We start from the raw sequence: 20,655 nt of genomic DNA, 5'->3' as shown, positions 1-20,655 counted from the left end.
CCTTGCTGTTCTTGTTGTTCTTGTTGTTGTTATTGCCCCCACTGGAGATGCATATGCCTTCCGCTTCACGCCGGTCCCTGCTTCATGCTGCCTTTGTGGTGGGCGCTGCCTGCTTTGCCCTCGCACTTCCACTTCCGGCGCTGTCGCAGGCCTGGCCCGCCAAGCCAATACGACTGGTGGTTCCCTTCCCGCCAGGTGGCGGCACCGACGTGGCGGCCCGCATCATCGGCGAGCGCCTCAGCGCACGCCTGGGCCAGCCGGTGATCATCGACAACAAGCCCGGTGCCGCCACGGCCATCGGCGTAGGCATGGTGATCGCGGCTGAGCCCGACGGCTACACGCTGCTGTTCTCAGGCTCCAGCAGCTACACCGTCAATCCCGCGGTGCGCAGCAAATTGGGCTACGACCCCTTCAAGCAGCTTTCGCCCATTGCCATGGTTGCGCGCACACCGCTGGTGCTGGTGACCTCAGCCACCGGGCCCTACAAAACCCTCAAGGACGTGCTGGCCAAAGCCAAGGCCGAGCCGGGCACCTTGACCTATGCCACCTTCGGCGCCGGCTCGGCACCGCATCTGGCCGGCGAGATGCTCGCCAGCGCCACGGGCGTGAAGTTCTCCGCCATTCCGTATAAAGGCAGCGCCGAAGCCGACATTGGCGTGGTGCGCGCGGACGTCAGCATGGGCATAGACACCCTGGCAGCCGTGAACCCGTTGGTGCAGTCGGGCAAGTTGCGCGCTCTTGCGGTCATCAGTGAAAAGCGCTCACCTCAGATGCCCACCGTGCCCGCTTATGGCGAGCTGCAGTTGTCGTCGGCACTGCTCGACGGCTGGTATGCGCTCGCCGCGCCCGCGGGCATTTCGCCTGGCGTGCGTGACCAGCTGCTGCAGGCGCTGACAGCCATCATCGCCGAGCCCGCAGTGGGCAAGAAGCTGCAGCAGCAGTCCCTGGAGCCGGCCTTCCTGGGTCCGCAGGCGCTGCGTGAGTTGATGGATGCGGAGATCACGCGTTACCGCGCGACGGTGGCACGCGCCGGCATTCGCCTCGATTGAGGCTGGGCATTGGCGTCACCGTGATGGATGGGTGCCGCGCTCCGCGGCGCAGGTCCAAATCCTATGGCTATAGCGCCTTGACAGGCACGCACAGCCAGCAGCTGAAGTTTCCTGTTTTCGGGTCCATCACAAAGTCCTCTTCATACAGTTCCAGCGCCGGCTTGTTGTCCGGCTGGTAGCCGCTTTGCGGCAGCCACTCGGCAAACATGTGCGTCCAGGCTTCGTGCACCTCGTTGCCGGGCTTGCCGGTGAAGCGGCCGCAGGCATAGCGCCCGCCGCCAAAGTTCTGCACGCTTATCTCGCCCTGCGGCTTGAAGGCTTCGTCCACCTCGATGCAGGCGTCGTAGCGGCACTTGTCGGCCGGCGTGATCTCGGGGTTGTCCTGGCTGATGCCGTACATCCTGGGGCGCGGGTTCATGTAGCCGTGCTGGCCGCACCAGGCGACAAAGCGTTGCCACAGCTGCGCCACCTGGTCGCCGTAAGGGCCGGTGTGGCGCATGTAAGCCAGGCGCATGGCGGGAATGGTCTTCAGTTCAATGTGCATGTTCAAACCTCTTTCAGATAAAACCGGCCCCACGGGCCAGAGGGTTCTATCTTTAAACAGCGCCATGATGGAGTCTTGATTCGGCTTGTGATTGGCTTGATGATTCTTGCCATGTTCAAGCACGTGGCGCGTTGCCCAGTCGCGCCAGTCGCCGCGCCGCCAGGCCGTGGGCGTTGTGCCGAAGTGGGCGCGAAAGGCACGGCTGAAGACTTCCGCAGAAGCAAAGCCCGTGTCGAGTGCGATTTGCAGTGCAGTCTGCTGCGTAAATATCAGGAGTTGCGCCGCCGACTCCAGCCGCAGGCGGCGCACGCAGTCGGCCAGGGTCTCGCCGGTTGCTGCTTGAAACACCCGGTGAAAGTGCCAGGGCGAAAAATGCGCTACATCGGCCAGCGTTTGCAGGTCCAGCGTCCCGCCCAGGTTGGCGCTGACGTGGTCCACCACCCGGTTGATGCGGGCGATGTAGGTGCGCTGGTGTGGGTTAGGCGCGGATTCTCGCGTCTGGGTCAAATGCATGCCGCAAGTCTAGCGTCAGCGGCTGCTGTTGCGGCAGCTAGCCCGCCTTGCGAATCGTGCCCTGAGCGGCCGCGCACAAGGTGCGCTCTTCCCCGCGTAGTACAAAAATGTCGCATCGGCACACCGCCTGTGTCTTGCCGCTGCCCACCACCGTGGCCACTGCCAGCAGGCGGTCGGCATCTTTGGCCGGGCGCAGGTAATTTATTTTGAACTCGGCCGTTATCGAATCGCCTAGTACCGATCCGCCTGCGAAAGTCAGCGCGTTGTCCGCCAGATAAGACAGCACTCCGCCGTGCACAAAGCCGTGCTGCTGCAAGAGGCTGGGCACCACCGGCACCGACAGCTCCGCGCTGCCAGGTGCAAAGGCGTCGAGCTGTGCATTCAGCAGCGCGCTGAAGGGCTGCTGGCCCAGTACCTCGCGGCCAAAGGCCAGCAGGTCAACGGGCATGCTGCCGCCGCGAAAACGGTGGCGTCAGTCGCCTGCCGCCCGACACCAGCCAGCGCAGCAAGCGTATGTAGGCGGGCCAGGGCACCTGCCGGGGCTCGTTGCCCAGCGAGAGCTGTCCCTGCGACAGCACGTCTTCCACACAGACATCGTGCAGGGGGCCAATCACCAGCGGCCAGAAGAGCAGGGCAGTGCCGCGCGCCTTCATCTCGATGCGATGCTCCAGCACGGAATGCGCGGGCGTGGCCTCAAGCACTTCAAAGCCGTGCCAGCCGTCAAACCCCGCCGGCGCGGTAAGGCGAAACCGCACAGACTGGCCTGGCGTGTAAGCCTCCACCACATAGCGGATAGGCCCGTGCCCACCGATGGCGCCCACGGCCAGCGGTCTGTCGAACTTCATGCGCGGCCAGACCTTTCCCGGCCACAGCGCGTCGGCCGGTGAGCCCAGCGCATCGATCAGCGCGCCGACCTGCTGCGGGCTGGCGTGCAGCAAACGTTGGTGAACATTGACAACTTTCATGCAAGTTACTCCTGGTTGAATCGGGGTTGTGTTCAATGCGGTTCGATGCGGTTCACGGCGCCACGGCCATCCAGGCCGCGTGTTCCAGTGCGGCCCGCACCTTGGGCGCGACGGCCGGGGTGGGCTGGCTGACCCAGCCCTGCGTGAGCGACATCGCTGGAGAAAACACCAGCGCCATCCACAGGTGGAAAGGCATGGCCCGCATCTCACCGGCCTCCACACGCTGTTCTATCCATGCCTTCAACGTGGCATAAGCGTGCTCATTGGCTGCGTCGATCTCCGCGCCACCCGCCACGTCGCCGCCGCGCCGTAACGTGTGCAGCAGCCGCGCCTGGTCGGGGTGCTGCAACACCCACTGGATGTAGGCGCGCATCAGCCCTTTGATGCCGGCCTGGGCGGTGGCCTTGCCGTGGATGGGCTGCAGCAGCGCCGCGTGGAAATCCTGCAAGGTATGGGCATAGAGCACTTCGGCCAGCAGCGCCTTGGTAGGGAAGTGGTGGTACAGGCTGCCATTGCTCACGCCAGCCTCCTGACGCACCATGTCCATCGAAGCGGCGGTAAAGCCGTGTTCCAGAAACACCTTGGTGGCGGCCTCCAGCAGGCGTTCGCGGGTGGAAGGGGGTATCGCTGTAGAATTCATGATTGGAGTATTACTCTAGACTGTTACTCTGTCAAGACCCTGTTTTCAGCCCCCTTGTCTTGACCCGCCTTGCCAGCCCGGCCGTGCAGGCTTGCAGCGGTCATGGCCGGGCCGGCGGCCCACACCGCAGGAAACTTGCGCGCAAATTGGCGACAATACAAAACAGAAAGCGAGACTCCCCATGCCACTGCAATTTGCCGACCGCCTCAACAACGTTGAAACCTCCGCCATCCGCGAACTCTTCAAACTGCTGGGCAAGCCCGGCATCGTCAGCTTTGCCGGCGGCTTTCCGGACCCCGCCATGTTCGACGTGGCCGGCATCCAGGAGGCCAGCAACAAGGCCCTGACCGAAGAACCCGGCGGCACACTGCAATACGGCGCCACCGAAGGCTACGGCCCGCTGCGCGAACAGCTCGCCGCCTTCATGGCCACCAAGGGCGTCAAAGACGTCGCCCCCGAAAACCTCATCGTCACCACCGGCAGCCAGCAGGCGCTTGATTTGCTGGGCAAGACCATGATCTCCCCCGGCGACAAGGTCATCGTCGAAGGCCCCACCTTCCTGGCCACCATCCAGTGCTTTCGCCTGTACGGCGCAGAACTCATCAGCGCACCCATCGACGCCCACGGCGTCAAAACCGACGAGCTCGAACAACTCATCGCCCAGCACAAGCCCAAGTTTGTGTATTTGATTCCCACCTTCGGCAACCCCAGCGGCGCACTGCTCAGCCTGGAGCGCCGCAAGAAGGTGCTCGAGATGGCCGTCAAACACAACACGCTGATCGTCGAAGACGACCCCTACGGTGACCTCTACTTCGGCGAGGCGCCGCCACCCTCGCTGCTGGCCCTGAGCGCCGGCGTGCCTGGAAGCCGCGAGCTGCTGGCACACTGCGGCTCACTCAGCAAGGTGCTGAGCCCCGGCCTGCGTGTGGGCTGGATGATCGCCCCCGCCGAGCTGCTGGCGAAAGCCACCATGTGCAAACAGTTCAGCGACGCCCACACCAGCACCTTCGCCCAGGCCACCGCGGCCCAATACCTCAAGGCCGGCCGCATGCCCGCTACGCTGACCCATGTGCGCAAGGTGTATGGCGAGCGCGCCAATGCCATGGGCGCGGCGCTCAAGCGCGAGCTCGGCGACGCGATTGAATTCACCCAGCCGCAAGGCGGCTTGTTCTTCTGGGCACGCCTCACGGGCGCGGGCGGCAAAAGCAAAGACGCCGGCGAGTTCGCCAGGAAGGCAATTGAAAAGCTCGTGGCCTTTGTGCCCGGCGCACCGTTCTACGCCAGCAACCCGGACCTGGCCACGCTGCGGCTGAGCTTTGCCACGGCGGATGTGGCGAAGATTGAAGAGGGTGTGGCGAGGTTGGGCAAGGCTCTATAAGTCACCCGGTCGCTTTGCGGCTTCATCACAGGAGGCCACTCGTGGCCCTGTGCGATTGATGGAAAAAAGAAAAGAGGGAGCTTATGAGTGACTACCAGACGGATCCGTTTACAAAACCTGTGCCACCTGGCGGCGGTATGAATGGCGACGCTTACCCCGCGCCACCCCAATTGCATTGGGCTCTGGTGCTGCTGTTTACGCTCCTCACGCTCGGCATTTTCATGATTGTCTGGATGTTCATTCAATCCACCTGGGTGCGCAAAATCAATCCGGCGTCCAATGTGACGACGCAATTCGCCGTTTATCTCGTGCTGGCCATTCTTGGTCAGTTCCTGGTGGAGGGCTCTGACAACCTCGAAGCCGTGGGCCTGGTGGTCATGCTTGCGTCCTACGTGGTGTTCTACTTCGGCGCCTACTCCATGCGCAGGTCCATGCTGGACCACTACAACAGCGTTGAGCCCATGCAGCTCAAGCTTTCAGCGGCTATGGTGTTTCTCTTCAGCATTTTTTATTTTCAATACCACATGACCCGTATTGCGCGGTGGAAAGCCGCCTCGAAGCTGGCGATATAGCAGCCCCCCCGGCTACCGCCAGCGCTCGCACACCATCAGCAACGCCGCCCCGTCCGGCGTCTGCACTTCGCCCACCGCGCGAAACCCGGCCTTTTCATAACAGCGAATCGCTCGCGCATTGCGCGGGTCGGGGTCGGTCTGGATGCGGGTGACCTTCGGGTCGGTAAACAGCTTCGCCACCCAGGCCTTCACCATCGCCGTGCCCAGGCCGCGGCCCAGTTGCGCCGCGTCTGCGATGGACTGGTCAATGCCGCGCACGCCGGGGTCGGTTTCCTCTTCCCACCAGCCGCCGCCTGAACCCATGGCTACATAAGACTGGATGTAGCCAAAAGGCTGGTCGTCGAGCAGTGCAATGTGCGGCTGTACCTGGGTGGTGTCATTGATCCAGGCGCCGTATTCGGCTTCTACCTCTGCCATGGTGGGCGCCGGCCCCCACCACTCCGTCCAGTGGGGCCGCGCCACCCATTCGTGCAGCATGGGCAAGTCGGCCATCTGCAAGGGCCGAAAGCTGAAACGCTGCACCAGGCTGGCTTCTGCATCCGCCTTATCCATGTTCAGTCCTTTGACCAAACAGCCAGTTCATACCCATCCGTGTCTATGAAGTGAAAGCGGCGCCCGCCGGGGAAAGCAAAGATATCCAGCTTGATGGCTCCTCCAGCGGCCACCACGCTTGCACGCGCCGCCTCCAGCTTGTCGGCATACAACACCACCAGCGGCCCGCCGGTGGGCGAGGGTGCCTGTTGCGTGGTGAAGCCGCCCTTCATCGCACCGTCTGAAAACTCGGTGTATTCCGGGCCATAGTCGGTAAAGGTCCAACCAAAGGCCTGGCCGTAGAAGGCCTTGGCCTTGTCCAGGTCGCGGACATTCAGCTCCACGTAGTTGATGCGGCAGTTCTCGGGTGTGTTCGCCATGACGCCTCCAGAAATCAATCTGCCATTTTGCACAGGCAGGCAATGGTTGTAAGGCATACCCGCAGGGCCCGCGCGTGTTTTGCCTGCGCTGCCTACAATCGAAAGAGCGCCGGCCTGTCGCCTGCGGCATCTTGCTTCGGGGCTTCTTTACCTTCATGACTTCTGCCGCCGCGCACAGCGCTTCCCACGCCACCAGCATTTCCCCCGCCGTCCGGCGCTCCATCCTTCTTCTGTCGTTTGGCACCTTTGCCAGCATGGCCGCGCAGCGCATTTGCGACGCCATGCTGCCCGAGCTGTCACGCGTATTTGCCGTCAGCATTGCCCAGGCCGCGCAGGTGGTGTCGGTGTTTGCCATGACGTATGGCGCATCGCAGCTTTTTTACGGACCACTGGGCGACAGGCTGGGCAAGTTTCGTGTCGTCACGTTTGCCACGCTGGGCTGCAGCATCGGCAGCCTGCTGGCCGTGTTTGCGCACAGCCTGGACGCGCTGGTGTTTGCCCGCCTGCTGATGGCGCTGGGCGCAGCGGCGCTGATTCCGCTGGCCATGGCCTGGGTGGGTGACAACGTGCCCGCCGACCAGCTGCAGGAAATGCTCACACGCACCGGCCTGGGCAGCACGCTGGGCATTGTGGGCGGTCAGCTGATTGGCGGACTGTTGACCGATGCCCTGGGCTGGCGCTGGGCCTTTGTTTTCATGACTGTGCTGTTTGCCGTTGTGGGCACGCTGCTGTATGTGGACCTGCGCCGCCAGAAGGCCGCACAGCGCGCACAGACCACAGACCCGGCCGCCGCATCCACCCAGCGTGTGCAGCACACCCACTTCGTCACGCAAGCGCTGGAGATCATCACCGGCCGCTGGTCACGCGTCGTGCTGATCCTGGCGGTGATTGAGGGCGCCGCCGGCTTTGGCGTGCTGGCCATCTGGGCTTCGCACCTGCACCGCTCGCTGGGTTTGTCACTCTCTCTCTCGGGCGCCATCGTGGCGCTGTTCGGCCTCGGCGGCATGGGCTACATGGCCATAGGCCCGCGTTTGATTCGCCGCTTCGGCCAGCCAGGCCTGGTCATCATGGGCGGTGCCGTGGTGGGCGTCAGCGCCCTGGTGTTGGCCTACACCCCGCACTGGGGCCCGGCCATACCCGCCAGTTTGCTTGCGGGCTTTGGCTTCTTCGCTTTTCACAACACCATGCAGGCCAACGCCACGCAGATGACGCCGCATGCGCGCGGCACGGCGGTGTCGCTGTTCTCGTCGTTTTTGTTTCTGGGCCAGTCACTGGGCGTGGTGCTGGCGGCCAGTTTGATTGACCGCATTGGGACCAGCGCGGTGGTGGCGCTGGGTGGGGCGGTGATGGCGGTGGAGGGGGTTTATTTTGCTTGGGTGTTGAGGCGGCGAGACGGTACAGGAGCCTAAGTCACTTTTTCCTACCGTAGGCCTTAAACTGACGAGAGGATTTCAATAACCAAGCTCTGACTGTTTGAGCATCCAATACGTAGTGGAAGAATCGACGCCATGACTACCACCCGAATTCTCGCCAACCTATTTCGCGCCGTTGCCGAGGCTGATGTTCCACTTGCTACTTCTATTGCAAACGATATCTGCAAAGAAGAAGAGAAAAAAGGCCATCATTCTGCTGCAAGACTTCTTAAAGGCGCGCTGCGTGGAAAGAAATACCAGTCAGTACAAAAGACGCCAGAGGTCTTTGATGGGCAGAGCTTTCTGCCCACGGCGTTGGTAAGACTTCATCAACAGATAACCATGGACTCTGTCGTATTGACTCAGCAGGTCAGAAATGAGTTAAACGACGTAATGGCGGAATGGCAATTCAGTGAGTCACTTAAAGACCGCGGTGTCGAGCCTCGTTCAAAATTGTTATTTCATGGCCCCCCAGGGTGTGGGAAGAGCTTGACTGCGCAAGCGCTTGGGAACGCACTTAATCTGCCCGTTTTTATGGTTAGATTTGATGCAGTAATTGGCGCCTTCTTGGGGCAGACTGCGATTCATTTGCGACAACTTTTTCACTTTGCGGAAACTACGCCATGCGTGCTGCTGTTAGATGAGCTTGACGCATTGGGAAAGCGACGAGGCAACCCCTTAGATGTAGGAGAGTTGGACCGCATTGTTATTTCTCTTCTTCAAGAGTTAGAGCACTCTCGTCCAATAGGTATCGTTATAGGCACTACCAACTTGGCGACTCACCTCGATGATGCGCTTTGGCGAAGATTCGATCTCGATATCGAATTTAAGCCTCCTACGAAAGCTGTATTGCAGAATTTTTCAAAAAAAATCGCCGCTGAAAAACATACAAAATTGGGTAGCGTGGTGGTTGAGAAGGCCATGGGAGCCCGTAATTTTGCCGCCGCTGAAAAGGTTGTTCTTGCAGAAGTTCGTCGTCAAGCCTTACTCCCACTAAGAAGAAAAAATGGCAACCAGTAGAGAGGCCGTACCTCGTACCTTCTTCTTGAATGAAGCGCATGAACTTGCGTCTGGTGACAAGTCTGGCGGCGGCCGTATCCCCGACTATGTCGGGATATCGTGGGCTCAGAAAGGGCAGCGTATCGGCGCCAGCATTAATCGAGTGGTTGAGCGCGTACAGGCCTCCCAGGATCCGCTAAAGAATAAGAAATTTTTTGTTATCGCTAACCCCGTGCCTCAGCTAGAGAAGAGGTCGGTTAACAAGAAGAAGGCACCAGAAGGAACTTTTATGGAGCCCACCTCGTATGGAGGGGTTCATGGCCGAGTTTTTGATCGTCTTGGGCTAGATTTATTGCAAGTTACCGCAGATGGAAAGGCGATCGTTCACGGTGATGCAGATCGTTTGAATCAATTACGTACTAGGACGGTGGGGCTAGGTAGTTTGGGTGCCCGAGAGCAGGCACGTTGGGCCACGATCGACATGTTTGACACCATACCTGCGCAGCTTAGAGTGGATGGTGACTGGCTCGCTAGCCTCAGAACAGTGGATTCTGCGGACGTGGTTTTTGAACTTCAGCCTATGCTTAATCGCCTCGAGGCGGATGAGGTTCTACGCGCAATTTCAGAAAAATTCACTAACCCAAATTTGGAACGTCTTACTGGTTCGGGAATCGATTTTTCCGGGCGATTTTGGTTCCGCGGTAAAGCAACCCTGGCATCGATTCGCGCAATCGCGAAAGATTTTTTCTCGGTTCAATCTATTCATTCCCCACTGTTCTCTTTTGCTACTGCTGCAACGCGTTCAATTTCCGCTACCAGTGGCAGACGAACGACGATTCCATCAGCTCCAATAGATCCAAAGCTTTTGCCCTGCGTCGCCTTGGTAGATCTAGGTGTGCCCCGCGATCATATTCAGTTGGCTGATGCTTGTCGCGGAAGGTTTGTTCCGCAAGGTGCGGCAGCACAAACCTTTAACGATCACGCTTCTTTCGTTGCTTCGCGAATTGTGTTTGGCTCGTACCCATCGTCTAGCGCTTTGGAAGATGCGATCCCGACCTGTAGTTTTTATGACGCGGTTGTTGGCGATGGCTACGAGAATCGGGTGAATGATAAAGTTGTTATGGATGCTGTTCGAGGCGTTCGCGGGGCAGCTCCTGACGTTAGGGTTTTTAATCTAAGCATCGGGGACGTCCGCCCCCTTCATGCTTTTCCCGACGTTGAGCAACGCGAAAAGCGATTGTTAATGCAAGATTTAGATAATTTTGCTTTTGCTAATGATGTCTTGGTGGTAGTCGCAGCGGGAAATTCTCAGAATGGTGTGCTACCCGATGCTGAGTATCCCAATCATTCAGAGGATGTTCGATGGGGATTGGGCCCTTGGGCGGCTGGATTCAACACTTTAGTGTGTGGCTCCTATGTAAAAGACATCTCTGCCGCTGGCCTTGTTAAAACTGTAGGGTGGCCAAGTGCGTTTTCAAGAATAGGGCCTGGCTTATGCGATGCTCCTGTTCCTTCATTTGCTGCGGACGGAGGTAACTCTAGCGATGGCTATCAATTTCAGGCCGGGATGGGGGTATGGGGTTTCTCCGGCGCCGGTTTGGCTGAAGATCGTCCTGGTACTTCACATGCCGCACCGATTCTGGCTCGTGAAGCCGCATTAGCGTTTGATACTCTGCAACGGTTTTGCGCCCCTGGATCTAGCCCTTATGCCGTAACTGTGCGTAGCTTTCTTGCTTTGACAGCTAGACAGACCACAACTGACGCCCAAGTGCAGGACCTTGTTAAACGCACTCTGGGATTCGGTGAAGCGAGCGCACAGCGCATTGCCACTCCGTCGAGCGGTTCTGCGGTATTGATATGGCAAGGAGTGATTGAAACTGCCAAGGACGTTGTGCGAGTTCAACTCCCTGTTCCCTCTGATTGGTTGTCGCAAGCGGGTCAACCGATACTTCGAATTTGTATTTGCTCGGACCCGCCAGTTAACGAATCAGCGCAAGCTTTGTGGGCGTGTAGAAAAATCTCCGCTGTGCTACATCCCGGTCCTGAAGCCACTGCGATTCGCGCTACTTCCCACTCACATCCGACTTATCCATTGATTTTTAGAGAATACAAGCTAGCTCGGTACGCTCCTGCAGGAGAACGACCGGCTGAATCCGATATGTGGGTTCTGGAGATTCAGTATGAGGAAATTTTTGACTACCCTGCGGGGATGGATTTTGATCCTAGGCAGAGAGTTTCTTTTTCTGCGGAGTTGATAGATCGTGACCCCTCACCTGTTGATCCCCAACGAGCCTTACAGGCTCTGCCGTTTGCTCTTTCCATGACGAGGCTTTCGGTTGTAGGGAGCGCTTCTCGAAGCCCCGTACTTGTACGCACTCGATAAGTAAAACCTATCGCGGTTCGGTTAGAACTCTGAGCGCAGCGCAGCGCGGCACTTGCCGTGATCTATCGGAAGGCGCCTTAATCAATCGGAAGCACGCGCGAGACTCAGCATGCTAGCAATGGCTCTTGCTTAACTGCAACGGCGCGCAGTCATCGCGCATCATTCCATCTTAACTACGCCACAAACTCCGATCCACCCTCAGGCAACCAGACCTATCCGGGCCGCGCCAATATCTGTTGCGCGCTCGCCGCAGCGCGCTGCATGGTGGTCACCTCAAAATCTCCGTCGCCGAGGCCAAAGCAGTAGCTACCTAAGCCCACGTCCGCCTTGTAAATTGGGAATTTCCCGACACTGGCAGCTATGACTCGATCCAAACAATGATTCCATCATCTCGATGGAGATCCATACATGGAAACGAAACGACTTCGTCTGTCCAGTGGCACCGAGCTGTCGTATTTCACGGCAGGTGAGGCATCCAGGCCCGCCTTGCTGTTGCTGCACGGAACCCCCAATTCATCGCGCATGTTCCGCGAGGTCGCGCCTGCGCTGGCGCGGTCCGTTTATGTCATTGCGCCCGATCTGCCTGGCCACGGCGAGTCTGACGTGCTGCCTGTGGTTTCATTTGCCGCCATCGGGCAGGCGATCTCTGAACTCCTGGACCGGCTTGAGATCGGGCCACGGTTTATTTACCTGCACGATTGGGGAACGCCGGTAGGGCTTCACGTTGCGATGCAGGCGCCCGAGAAAGTCCTCGGCCTCATCATCCAGAACGCCAACGCGCACCGAACGGGGTGGGGGCCGGGATGGGCTGCGCAGCTGGACTACTGGGCGCACCCGAACGCGAAGAATGAGGCTGAGGTCACTGCGCATCTGACCCTTGAGGGCACGCGGGACACGTATATCTCCGGCGTTCCACCGGAGGTGGCTGAACGGATCCCTGCTGAACACTGGGAAGAAGACTGGCGGGTGATGAATCTGCCGGGCCATATGGAGACGCAGCGGGCGCTGATCAAAGACTATAAAAATTACGCCGACCGCTTTGACGCCATCGCGAAGTACCTCGAACGCTGGCAGCCACCTGCGCTGATGGTCTGGGGGCGGCACGATATCTATTTTGATCTGGCCGAGGTGCTGTCATGGATGCGCGCGCTACCGAGGATCGAAGCCCATGTGCTCGACGCCGGCCACCTGCTGCTGGAAACGCATGCGGCCGCGGCGGTGCCGCTGATGCTCGACTTTATAAACCGTTGCCAAAGGAATGCAAAAAAGGAAGGGGATAAAGCGTGACTTCCAAGCTTCGTGCCCTTTCACGCACTCCGAGGCCCAGACGATGTTCTTGCTGTCGACGTGGAGCACATAGGCATGCGGGTCTGCGGTACCAACGAGCCCCCTCAAATCCCCTGACCCCCAGACACCTCAATCCGCTGCGCATTCACCCAGCGGTTGTTTTCGGTCAACAAGCTCGCGATCATGGGGCCTATGTCGTCGGGCAAGCCGGCGCGGCCCAGAGCAGTAATGCCGGCGAAGATTTTGTTGATCTCGGGGTTGTCGCGCACGGCGCCGCCGCCGAAGTCGGTTTCTATCGCGCCCGGCGCCACAGTGTTGACGGCGATGCCGCGTGCGCCAAGTTCCTTGGCCATGTAGCGGGTCAGCACTTCGACCGCGCCTTTGACCGCCGCGTAGGCGGCGTAGCCGGGGTAAGAGGTTCTTGTCAGGCCAGAGGACAGGTTGACGATGCGGCCGCCGTCGGCAATCAGGGGTAGCAGGGTTTGGGTCAGAAAGTAGACGCCCTTGAAGTGCACGTTGACGAGGCCGTCGAATTGCGCTTCGGTCGTGCCGCCTATCAGGGCGTAGTCACCGTGGCCGGCGTTGTTGACGAGGTGGTCGAAAGTGCCCCGCTGCCAGCTGCCCTGCAGCGCGGCACGCAGGCGGTCGGCGAAGGGTGCGAAGGTGGCGACCTTGCCGGTATCCAGCTGCAGGGCCACAGCCTTGCGGCCCAGGGCCTGGATTTCGGCGACAACGGCTTGTGCGTCTTCGGCCCGGCTCTGGTAAGTGATGACGACGTCGCCGCCGCGGCGGGCGATGCTGAGGGCGGTGTTGCGGCCCAGGCCGCGGCTGGCGCCGGTGATCAGGGTGATTTGGGTACTGTTGCTCATGGGCGGGTTCCTTGTCTGGAGGCTTGGTGGATGAGGATTCCAGTGTCCGGCGCGCGGGCCGGCGCGGGTTGCCGGAAGCTCGGTGCTTCTTGCCTGATCCTCCAAATCTGAGTGCCGGGCTGGCCGCAACTGGCCGCCAGCGGTTAGGCTTGCGGCATGAGCACGCTTCCTCTTCTTCTGGATGTTGTTGGCCGCTATGCCGAGGCCCATGCCGACAAGGCGGGCCTGGCACAGACGGCCGTCCCTGGCCTTAGCCTGGTGCGCGCGACTTCACCCAGCGGCCTGGTCCATGCGATATCGCAGCCGCTGGTCAGCCTCTTGTTGCAAGGCAGCAAGCAGGTGGCCATGGGCACACAATCCTTCGCGTTCAGCGCGGGTGAAACCCTGCTGATCACGGCGGACGTGCCGACGGTCAACCAGATCACGCGCGCCAGCCTCGCCCAGCCTTACCTCTCGCTGGTGCTGGAACTGGACCTGGCGGTGATTGCCGACCTGGTGCTGCAGATGAAGGACGGGCCGGCGGCCGACGCTGCGCCGGTGTGGGTGGGCGCCACCGAAACCGAGGTGGCCGATGCGGCGTTGCGGCTGATGCAACTGCTCGATCGCCCGGCGGCCTTGCCGGTGCTGCAGGCGCAACTGGTGCGCGAGATGCACTACTGGCTGCTGGCCGGGCGGCTGGGCGCGGCGATACGGCGGCTGGGCTGGCCGGACGGCCATGCGCAGCGTGTGGCGCGCGCGGTGTCGGTGCTCAGGGCCGACTTTGCGCGGCCCTTGCCGGTGGAACGCCTGGCGGCAGTGGCGGGCATGAGCCCGTCTTCATTTCACCAGCACTTTCGCAGCGTGACCTCGCTGTCGCCGCTGCAGTTCCAGAAGCAGTTGCGGCTGATCGAGGCGAGGCGTTTGATGCTGTCGGAAGGGCTGAGCGCGAGCAGTGCGGCGTTTACGGTGGGCTATGAAAGCGTGCCGCAGTTCACCCGCGAGTACGGGCGCATGTTCGGCTTGCCGCCGGTGCGGGAAACGGGCGCGACGCGCAGCAGGGCAGCGGCCTGAAGATCGCTGCTATGCACCGCGCGCCTGGGGCTTGCCATTGCCGGGTGTTACCGGATGGTCACGCCGTCTTCACCACCGTCACAAACTCCGTTCCACTCTCGGGCAGCCAGACCTCCCCAGGCCGGCCCAATATCTGCCGCACGCTCGCCGCAGGGCGCGGCATGGTGATCATTTCAAACTTCTCCGTGGCCGGGTCAAAGCGCAAGAGGGCGTTGCTGCTCCACTCGGATGCCCAGACGATGTCTTTGTGGTCAACGTACACGGCATAAATATGCGGCTCGGTGCCGGGTGCTTTCCAGGCGCGCCAGCTGCTGGGGCCTGTGCCCAGTGCGGGGTCATGCACCGAGAGGTTGCCGCTGTTCCACTCTGATACCCAGATGCGGCCTTTACTGTCTGACCAGACGCGGCGGGCGCCCTGGCGCGGTGTGGGTGGCTCGACGATGCGTGACTCGCCTGTCTTGCGGTCCAGCTGCGCGATGAAGGACCCGGCCAGCGAGCACCACCACACATCACCCTTGGGTGTGGCGCAGATGCCGTAGGGGCCGCGTCCGCGGGGTGACTCTTTCACGGTCACCGTGCCTGTGCGCACCTCTACCTTGCCGACGTAGCCGTTTTGCCCGGTGAACCAGAGGTTGCCGTCGCCGTCGAAGGCGCAGGTGTTTAGGTTGGCGCGTGGTGTGCCGGTGGGCAGGGGAAATACCTTGACTTCGCGTGAAGGCCAGCTTACGCGGGCTATCGCGTTTTGCCCGCCGTCGGTGAGCCAGGCTGCGCCGTCGGGGCCAGCAATGACGCCGTGGGGCGATGAACCGCTGCCTAAGGCCACGAGCTCTGATTTGCCGGTGCGTGGGTCAAACCAGCCGAGGTGGCCGCTGCGCTGGGCCGAGAACCACACGCCGCCGTCAGGGGCGGGGGCGATGTCGTGAATGCCGGTGAAGGTGGGCGCGTTGAGTGGCCACGACTGCAGGCGGACGGTGCCTGGCGTTTGCGCATGCGTGATGCCCGGCAGGCCCAGGCCAGCCAAACCTGCGAGTGTGGAGAGGGTGGGTGTTGCTGCCAAACCCGGCAAGGCCGCCAGTGCGGTGCGCCGGCTGATCTGTGTTGAACCCGATAACGGGGAGGGATGAAGCGGAGACGGGTGTGCGGGTTTCAGCAATGCCATGGCAAATACCTCCTGCGCATGTGGCTGCGTGCGCTGAACGCGGTGAAGGGTGGTGTCTCTGGCATTTTGGCGGCAATGCGCGCCGCCATCAAGCGCGCTTGAAGTGGCGTTCCACGTGGTGTTTCAAGTGGTGTTTCAAGTGGTGTTTCAAGTGGTGTTTTTAAGTGATGTTTTAAGTGATATTTCTAGGCGGCTCTGTCGTTGCCGCTGTCTTGGCTCACTTCACGCACGCGGTCTGAATTGGTGGTGCTGCGCGCGCCCTTGAGGTGCATCTCTACATTGGTGGCCTTGTCGCCTACGGCAGCGACGGCTTCGCGAAGCTGGTCGTTGGTGACGTCCAGTTTCTTCAGCCACTTTTCGGTGGCGATTTTGTCGTTCAGGTTGATGCGGTCTGGCTCTATGCCGGGCTGCGGATGGGGGTGATTGGTACTAGTCATGGTCGTCTATTCCTTGCTAGCTAAGGTAAAAGACCACATTAGCGCGGTTGACGCTGCTCGCATGTAGGCCATTGCCGACATAGCAGGTGGCGCATGTCCACCTGCTGGCACTCGCTTACTTGCCGGCCTGCGACACCAGCACCGGCTTTTCGCGGTAGACCTCGGGCATCACGGTTTTCAGGTTCGCGATCTTGGGGCGGTCAAACCTTGCGATGTAGGGCTGGTTGGGGTTCAGGGTGGCGTAGTCCTGGTGATAGGCCTCGGCGGGGTAGAAAGCGGCCAGCGGTGTCAGCTGCGTCACGATCTTGTTCGGGAAAACCTTGGCGGCGTCGAGCTGGGCGATGTAGCTTTCAGTCACCTTCTTCTGCTCAGCGTCTTTGTAGAACACAGCGGAGCGGTATTGCGTGCCGCTGTCGGGGCCCTGGCGGTTGAGTGTGGTGGGGTCGTGCGCCACAGAGAAGTAAATCTGCAGCAGCTTGCCGTAGCTGATCTTCTTCGGGTCGTAGGTGATCTGCACGGCTTCGGCGTGGCCGGTGCGGCCGGAGCCGATCTGCCGGTAGGTGGCGGTAGATGCGTCGCCACCGGAATAGCCTGAGACAGCGTTGAGCACGCCTTCGGTGTGCTGGAAGACGGCCTGCACGCCCCAGAAGCAGCCGCCGGCAAACACGGCAGTGGCCGTGCCTGCCTGTGCGGTGGTCGTGGGGACCTTGGCGTCAAGCATGGGTACGGGAAGCTTCACGGCTTTTTCTTCAGCGGCGCGGGCACTGGTGCCCATGCCGCCTGTGAATGCCCAGGCGGCCAGCGCAACTGCGCCCAGGGTGAAAAGGTATTTGGTCATTTTTATGCTGCCTTGAAGTTAAGGGCCACGCCGTTCATGCAGTAGCGCAAGCCGGTGGGTCTGGGGCCGTCGTTGAACACGTGGCCGAGGTGGCCGCCGCAGCGGCGGCACAGCACTTCGGTGCGTTTCATGAAAAGGGTGGTGTCGGTTTCTTCGACCACGGCGTTGTTCATGGCCTGCCAGAAACTGGGCCAGCCGGTGCCGCTGTCAAATTTGGTGGTGGATGAAAACAGCGGCAGCTCGCAACCGGCACAGCTGAAAACGCCGGCGCGCTTTTCCTTGTTGAGCGGGCTGGTGTGGGGCGTCTCGGTGCCGGCCTTGCGCAGCACGCGGTACTGGTCGGGCCGCAGCAGCTTTTGCCATTCGGCGTCGCTGCGGGTGACTTCGTAGCTGCGCGCTGCGGCGTGGGCAGGTGTGGGCGCCAGCAGCCCGCGCAGCCCGGCGGCGGCGCTGGCCATGCCGGCGGAGAGTGCGCCAAGTTTCAGCAGGGAATTTCTGCGGGTCGTCATGCGTGGCCTTTGGTTGTGGGTTGTGGGTTGTTTGGCTTGCCTTGAGGCGATGACGGTTGGTCGGCGTAGGGAGATGGTTCTTACGGCTGAATCCCTGGCGAGTGAAGAAAGTGCTGCGGCGTGGCGCACGGATGAAGGCTGAAGATGCCGCAGGCTGAGAGGTTGGATGGCGCCGTACCTGTTCAGTTCCAGCTAAAGATAAGGGAGAAAGATAAGGGAGAAAGAGAGAGGGCCTGGTGCGCCAAACCCCGGCGGGCTGAAACGGCAGTGGTCAGGAACGCCAGGGCGATGGCGCTATCAATATCATAGCTACTCACGCACATTCTGCTTGGGCTGGAGGCCGATTTGATGCTTGAAAACGGTGTTTTTGGGGCGAAAGTGACACCCGCAACCATCAAAGCGCTTGCCGGGCCAAAAGGCCGGGAGGAGAGTAAAAACTGGAGTAAAAACTGCGAAAAAAAGCGGCAAAACAGGCCCAAACCGCCGCAACTTTGCTCGCAAATCGCTATCAATAACATAGCTGCTCCCGCAGGATTTACCTGGGCTAGAGGCCGATTTGATGCCTGAAAAAGGCCTTTCGAAGGCTGTCAGGGCAAAATTGGCTCCGTAAAGGCGTTTTCCGCTGCGCCACAGTCCTACAGGGCCGTTTACACCCTCCATTTAGACTTGCAGGCAATGATGAAACAGCTCCTGACCCAACTTCGCGACTTTGCGGCCACCATTCCCGGCCGCGTGCGCCACCCCACCAAGCGCGGCGTGCTGCTGACACTGGCGGCCATTCCGGCGCTGGTGGTGCTGTATGTGCTGATCCTGATCCCGTTCACGCCCAGCACCGATGACCTGCTCAAGGCCAAAACGGCCAAGCCGTCGGTGGTGATGTCGTCCGACGGCCAGGTGCTGGCGGTGTTCAAGCGGGCCAACCGCGACTGGGTGAAGCTGGAAGACATGTCGCCCAGCGTGGTGGCCGCGCTGATCGCCACGGAAGACCACCGCTTTTACGACCACCACGGCATGGACTTCAAGCGCACGATATCGGCCGTGCTGCACACCGCCACCGGCAAGACGCAGGGCGGCTCCACCATCACGCAGCAGCTGGCGCGCAACCTCTACCCGGAAGAGATCGGGCGCTCGGTGTCGCTGACGCGCAAGCTGAAGGAAGCCATCACGGCCTTCAAGATAGAAGCGGTCTACTCCAAGGACGAAATCCTGGAGAGCTACCTGAACACCGTGCCTTTTCTGTACAACGCCTACGGCATTGAAATGGCGGCGCGCACCTACTTCGACAAATCCGCCGACGAACTGAACGTGCTGCAAAGCGCCACGCTGGTGGGCATGCTCAAAGGCACCAGCTACTACAACCCGGTGGTGAACCCCGAGCGCGCGCTGCAGCGGCGCAACACGGTGCTGGCACAAATGGTCAAGCACCAGAAGCTGCCTGAAGCCCAGCTGGCCGCGCTGAAGAAGATGCCGCTCAACATCGAGTTTGAGCGCCAGGACGAAGAACTGGGCTCGGCCCCGCACCTGGCGCAGCAACTGCGCCGCTGGCTGATTGAATGGGCCGACCGCAACGACTACAACATTTATGCCGACGGCCTGGTGCTGCGCACCACCATTGATTCGCGCCTGCAGGACATGGCCAACAAGGCGCTGGCCGCGCAGGTGGACCGCCTGCAAAAAACGGTGGCTGTCGACTGGCGCTTCAACTCTGGCTGGAAGGCCAAGAGCGGCCCGGCGCGTGAGCTGGCCCTGGCCTTCATGCGCGACACCGCTGAATACAAGGCTGCGCGCGCCAAGGGGCAGGGGGACGACCAGGTGATCAAGGCGCTGTTGACCGACGCGGAGTTCATGCAAAACCTGAAGGACGAGAAGACGCGCCTGCAAGCCGGCTTCATGGCGCTGGACCCGACCAATGGGCAAGTCAGGGCCTGGGTGGGCAGCCGCGACTTCGCCCGCGACCAGTTCGACCACGTGCAGCAGGCACGGCGCCAGCCGGGCTCGACCTTCAAGCCTTTTGTGTATGGCGCGGCGTTTGAAAACGGCGCCAAGCCGAATGACGCTTTCCTCGACGGCGTGGTGGAGATCCCGCTGGGCAATGGCAACTTCTGGCGGCCGACCGACGGCGGTGGCCCCAGCGGAGAGATGATGTCGCTGCGCCAGGGCTTGATGTTTTCCAAGAACACCATCACCGCGCAGGTGATGCACACAGTAGGCCCGGCCAATGTGGCCAAGCTGGCCAGGGCCATGGGTGTGCGGCAAAGCAAGCTGGAAGAGGTGCCTTCACTCGCGCTGGGCACCAGCCCTGTGACGCTGAAGGAAATGGTGGCGGCTTACGGCACGCTGGCCAATGACGGCCGCTATATCGAACCCATCGTCGTCACCCAGGTAGAAAACCGCGAAGGCAAGGTGGTGGAGGTGTTTGAGCCGAAGCTCGCCGAAACCGTGATGCCGGCCACCGTGGCGCAGACGCTGCTGGACGTGATGCGCGGCGTGATCGACCAGGGCACGGGCGCCGCGATTCGCAGCCGTTACGGCATCCAGGCCGACGTGGCCGGCAAGACCGGCACGACGCAGGGCAACACCGACGGCTGGTTCATCATGATGCACCCGCAGCTGGTGGCCGGCGCGTGGGTGGGCTTTAACGACAACCGCGTGACCATGGCTGACAGCTATGGGCAGGGCGCCCGCAGCGCGCTGCCGATGGTGGGTGAGTTCTTCCAGGGCGCCATCAAGGCGAAAGTGGTGGACGTCAACCTGCGTTTTGCCGCACCGCCAACGTCGGGCGTGACGGAGCAGGACCAGCTGCGCATCGAGGCACTGCTCAATGGCGCCGAGCCGCCGCAGGAGCACCAGCCGGGCCAGCCGGTCCAGTCGGGTGATTCCGGCATGGGAAGCATTTTGAACACTCCGAACACTCCCCCTTCAGAGGGCGGACCGCCCCGCGTGTGGCAGCCGGCGCCGGTGATCAAGTACATCACCGTGAACGGGCCGGGCCCAGAAGGCGCGCCTGGGCCCAACGCGCCCGGTGGTACGCCGGGTGTGGTGCTGCCGCCGCGCGGGCAGCCCGAGGGGACGGTGGAGAACATGCCCACTGTGCCGGGCGTGGTGGTGGGCGCACCCATTGCGCCGCGCTGAGCACGGGT

21 protein-coding genes are annotated in these 20,655 nt (G+C 61.2%); 9 read left to right on the top strand and 12 right to left on the bottom strand.

Going from position 1 to position 20,655, the window contains the following annotated elements; translation table 11 throughout:
• Nucleotides 1-53 precede the first annotated feature (53 nt).
• Nucleotides 54-1,049, top strand: coding sequence for a Bug family tripartite tricarboxylate transporter substrate binding protein (locus ACQ4MS_RS21620; RefSeq protein ID WP_431096831.1), 996 nt, complete (start codon nt 54-56; stop codon nt 1,047-1,049).
• Nucleotides 1,050-1,116: 67 nt separating this feature from the next.
• Here the strand turns inward: ACQ4MS_RS21620 and ACQ4MS_RS21615 are convergent, their stop codons facing one another.
• Genes ACQ4MS_RS21615 through ACQ4MS_RS21600 form a run of 4 tightly spaced genes read right to left on the bottom strand, consistent with a single transcriptional unit; the run spans nt 1,117 to nt 3,711 of the window.
• Nucleotides 1,117-2,106, bottom strand: a complete 990-nt coding sequence (locus ACQ4MS_RS21615; protein ID WP_431096829.1) for an AraC family transcriptional regulator — start codon at nt 2,104-2,106, stop codon at nt 1,117-1,119.
• Between the two features lie 37 nt (nt 2,107-2,143).
• Nucleotides 2,144-2,554 (bottom strand): PaaI family thioesterase, encoded by a 411-nt coding sequence (locus tag ACQ4MS_RS21610; protein WP_431096828.1) that lies wholly within the window; start codon nt 2,552-2,554, stop codon nt 2,144-2,146.
• Nucleotides 2,544-3,071: an SRPBCC family protein gene (locus ACQ4MS_RS21605; RefSeq protein WP_431096826.1), complete on the bottom strand. Its 528-nt coding sequence runs from the start codon at nt 3,069-3,071 to the stop codon at nt 2,544-2,546. Before ACQ4MS_RS21605 ends, ACQ4MS_RS21610 begins: the two co-directional genes overlap by 11 nt.
• A gap of 52 nt (nt 3,072-3,123) precedes the next feature.
• Entirely contained in the window at nt 3,124-3,711 is a 588-nt protein-coding gene (locus ACQ4MS_RS21600) for a TetR/AcrR family transcriptional regulator (protein ID WP_431096825.1), read from the bottom strand.
• A 187-nt stretch (nt 3,712-3,898) separates the two neighbouring features.
• On the opposite strand from ACQ4MS_RS21600, the gene ACQ4MS_RS21595 reads away from it, so the two are divergent.
• Entirely contained in the window at nt 3,899-5,089 is a 1,191-nt protein-coding gene (locus tag ACQ4MS_RS21595; RefSeq protein WP_431099643.1) for a PLP-dependent aminotransferase family protein, read from the top strand.
• An 83-nt stretch (nt 5,090-5,172) separates the two neighbouring features.
• Nucleotides 5,173-5,661, top strand: a complete 489-nt coding sequence (locus tag ACQ4MS_RS21590; RefSeq protein ID WP_431096824.1) for a hypothetical protein — start codon at nt 5,173-5,175, stop codon at nt 5,659-5,661.
• Between the two features lie 12 nt (nt 5,662-5,673).
• Here ACQ4MS_RS21590 and ACQ4MS_RS21585 read toward each other — a convergent pair whose 3' ends face one another.
• A complete protein-coding gene (locus tag ACQ4MS_RS21585) occupies nt 5,674-6,213 on the bottom strand; it encodes a GNAT family N-acetyltransferase (protein ID WP_431096823.1) in 540 nt (179 codons plus the stop codon).
• Nucleotides 6,214-6,215: 2 nt separating this feature from the next.
• A complete protein-coding gene (locus ACQ4MS_RS21580) occupies nt 6,216-6,572 on the bottom strand; it encodes a VOC family protein (protein WP_431096822.1) in 357 nt (118 codons plus the stop codon).
• Between the two features lie 155 nt (nt 6,573-6,727).
• Here ACQ4MS_RS21580 and ACQ4MS_RS21575 point away from each other — a divergent pair, with 155 nt between their 5' ends.
• The 4 genes from ACQ4MS_RS21575 (at nt 6,728) to ACQ4MS_RS21560 (ending at nt 12,653) form a co-directional block, all read left to right on the top strand.
• Nucleotides 6,728-7,981 carry an MFS transporter gene (locus tag ACQ4MS_RS21575; RefSeq protein WP_431096821.1) on the top strand — a complete coding sequence of 418 codons (1,254 nt, stop codon included), beginning with the start codon at nt 6,728-6,730 and terminating at the stop codon, nt 7,979-7,981.
• A gap of 99 nt (nt 7,982-8,080) precedes the next feature.
• Entirely contained in the window at nt 8,081-9,004 is a 924-nt protein-coding gene (locus ACQ4MS_RS21570; RefSeq protein WP_431096820.1) for an AAA family ATPase, read from the top strand.
• On the top strand, nt 8,991-11,366 hold the full coding sequence (locus ACQ4MS_RS21565; protein ID WP_431096819.1) for a S8 family serine peptidase: 2,376 nt from the start codon (nt 8,991-8,993) through the stop codon (nt 11,364-11,366). Before ACQ4MS_RS21570 ends, ACQ4MS_RS21565 begins: the two co-directional genes overlap by 14 nt.
• 408 nt (nt 11,367-11,774) lie before the next feature.
• Nucleotides 11,775-12,653 carry an alpha/beta fold hydrolase gene (locus ACQ4MS_RS21560; protein ID WP_431096818.1) on the top strand — a complete coding sequence of 293 codons (879 nt, stop codon included), beginning with the start codon at nt 11,775-11,777 and terminating at the stop codon, nt 12,651-12,653.
• 104 nt (nt 12,654-12,757) lie between these two features.
• Here ACQ4MS_RS21560 and ACQ4MS_RS21555 read toward each other — a convergent pair whose 3' ends face one another.
• Nucleotides 12,758-13,522, bottom strand: a complete 765-nt coding sequence (locus ACQ4MS_RS21555; RefSeq protein WP_431096817.1) for an SDR family NAD(P)-dependent oxidoreductase — start codon at nt 13,520-13,522, stop codon at nt 12,758-12,760.
• Nucleotides 13,523-13,678: 156 nt separating this feature from the next.
• Here ACQ4MS_RS21555 and ACQ4MS_RS21550 point away from each other — a divergent pair, with 156 nt between their 5' ends.
• A complete protein-coding gene (locus ACQ4MS_RS21550; RefSeq protein ID WP_431096815.1) occupies nt 13,679-14,572 on the top strand; it encodes an AraC family transcriptional regulator N-terminal domain-containing protein in 894 nt (297 codons plus the stop codon).
• A gap of 58 nt (nt 14,573-14,630) precedes the next feature.
• Here the strand turns inward: ACQ4MS_RS21550 and ACQ4MS_RS21545 are convergent, their stop codons facing one another.
• The 5 genes from ACQ4MS_RS21545 to ACQ4MS_RS21525 form a co-directional block, all read right to left on the bottom strand.
• On the bottom strand, nt 14,631-15,731 hold the full coding sequence (locus ACQ4MS_RS21545) for a virginiamycin B lyase family protein (RefSeq protein WP_431096814.1): 1,101 nt from the start codon (nt 15,729-15,731) through the stop codon (nt 14,631-14,633).
• 185 nt (nt 15,732-15,916) lie between these two features.
• Nucleotides 15,917-16,168: a DUF3606 domain-containing protein gene (locus tag ACQ4MS_RS21540; protein WP_431096813.1), complete on the bottom strand. Its 252-nt coding sequence runs from the start codon at nt 16,166-16,168 to the stop codon at nt 15,917-15,919.
• 115 nt (nt 16,169-16,283) lie between these two features.
• Complete coding sequence (gene msrA, locus ACQ4MS_RS21535) at nt 16,284-17,006, bottom strand: peptide-methionine (S)-S-oxide reductase MsrA (protein WP_431096812.1); 723 nt, start codon at nt 17,004-17,006, stop codon at nt 16,284-16,286.
• Nucleotides 17,007-17,008: 2 nt separating this feature from the next.
• Entirely contained in the window at nt 17,009-17,515 is a 507-nt protein-coding gene (msrB, locus tag ACQ4MS_RS21530) for a peptide-methionine (R)-S-oxide reductase MsrB (RefSeq protein WP_431096811.1), read from the bottom strand.
• A gap of 182 nt (nt 17,516-17,697) precedes the next feature.
• On the bottom strand, nt 17,698-18,033 hold the full coding sequence (locus tag ACQ4MS_RS21525) for a hypothetical protein (protein ID WP_431096809.1): 336 nt from the start codon (nt 18,031-18,033) through the stop codon (nt 17,698-17,700).
• 160 nt (nt 18,034-18,193) lie between these two features.
• On the opposite strand from ACQ4MS_RS21525, the gene ACQ4MS_RS21520 reads away from it, so the two are divergent.
• Nucleotides 18,194-20,647: a penicillin-binding protein 1A gene (locus tag ACQ4MS_RS21520; RefSeq protein ID WP_431096807.1), complete on the top strand. Its 2,454-nt coding sequence runs from the start codon at nt 18,194-18,196 to the stop codon at nt 20,645-20,647.
• The last annotated feature ends 8 nt before the right edge of the window (nt 20,648-20,655 follow it).

The sequence above is a fragment of the Polaromonas aquatica genome (assembly GCF_050626995.1).
Lineage (GTDB): Bacteria > Pseudomonadota > Gammaproteobacteria > Burkholderiales > Burkholderiaceae_C > Polaromonas > Polaromonas aquatica_A.
The sequence above is the reverse complement of the archived record's forward strand: the minus strand, read 5'-3'. Positions and strand labels throughout refer to the sequence as shown.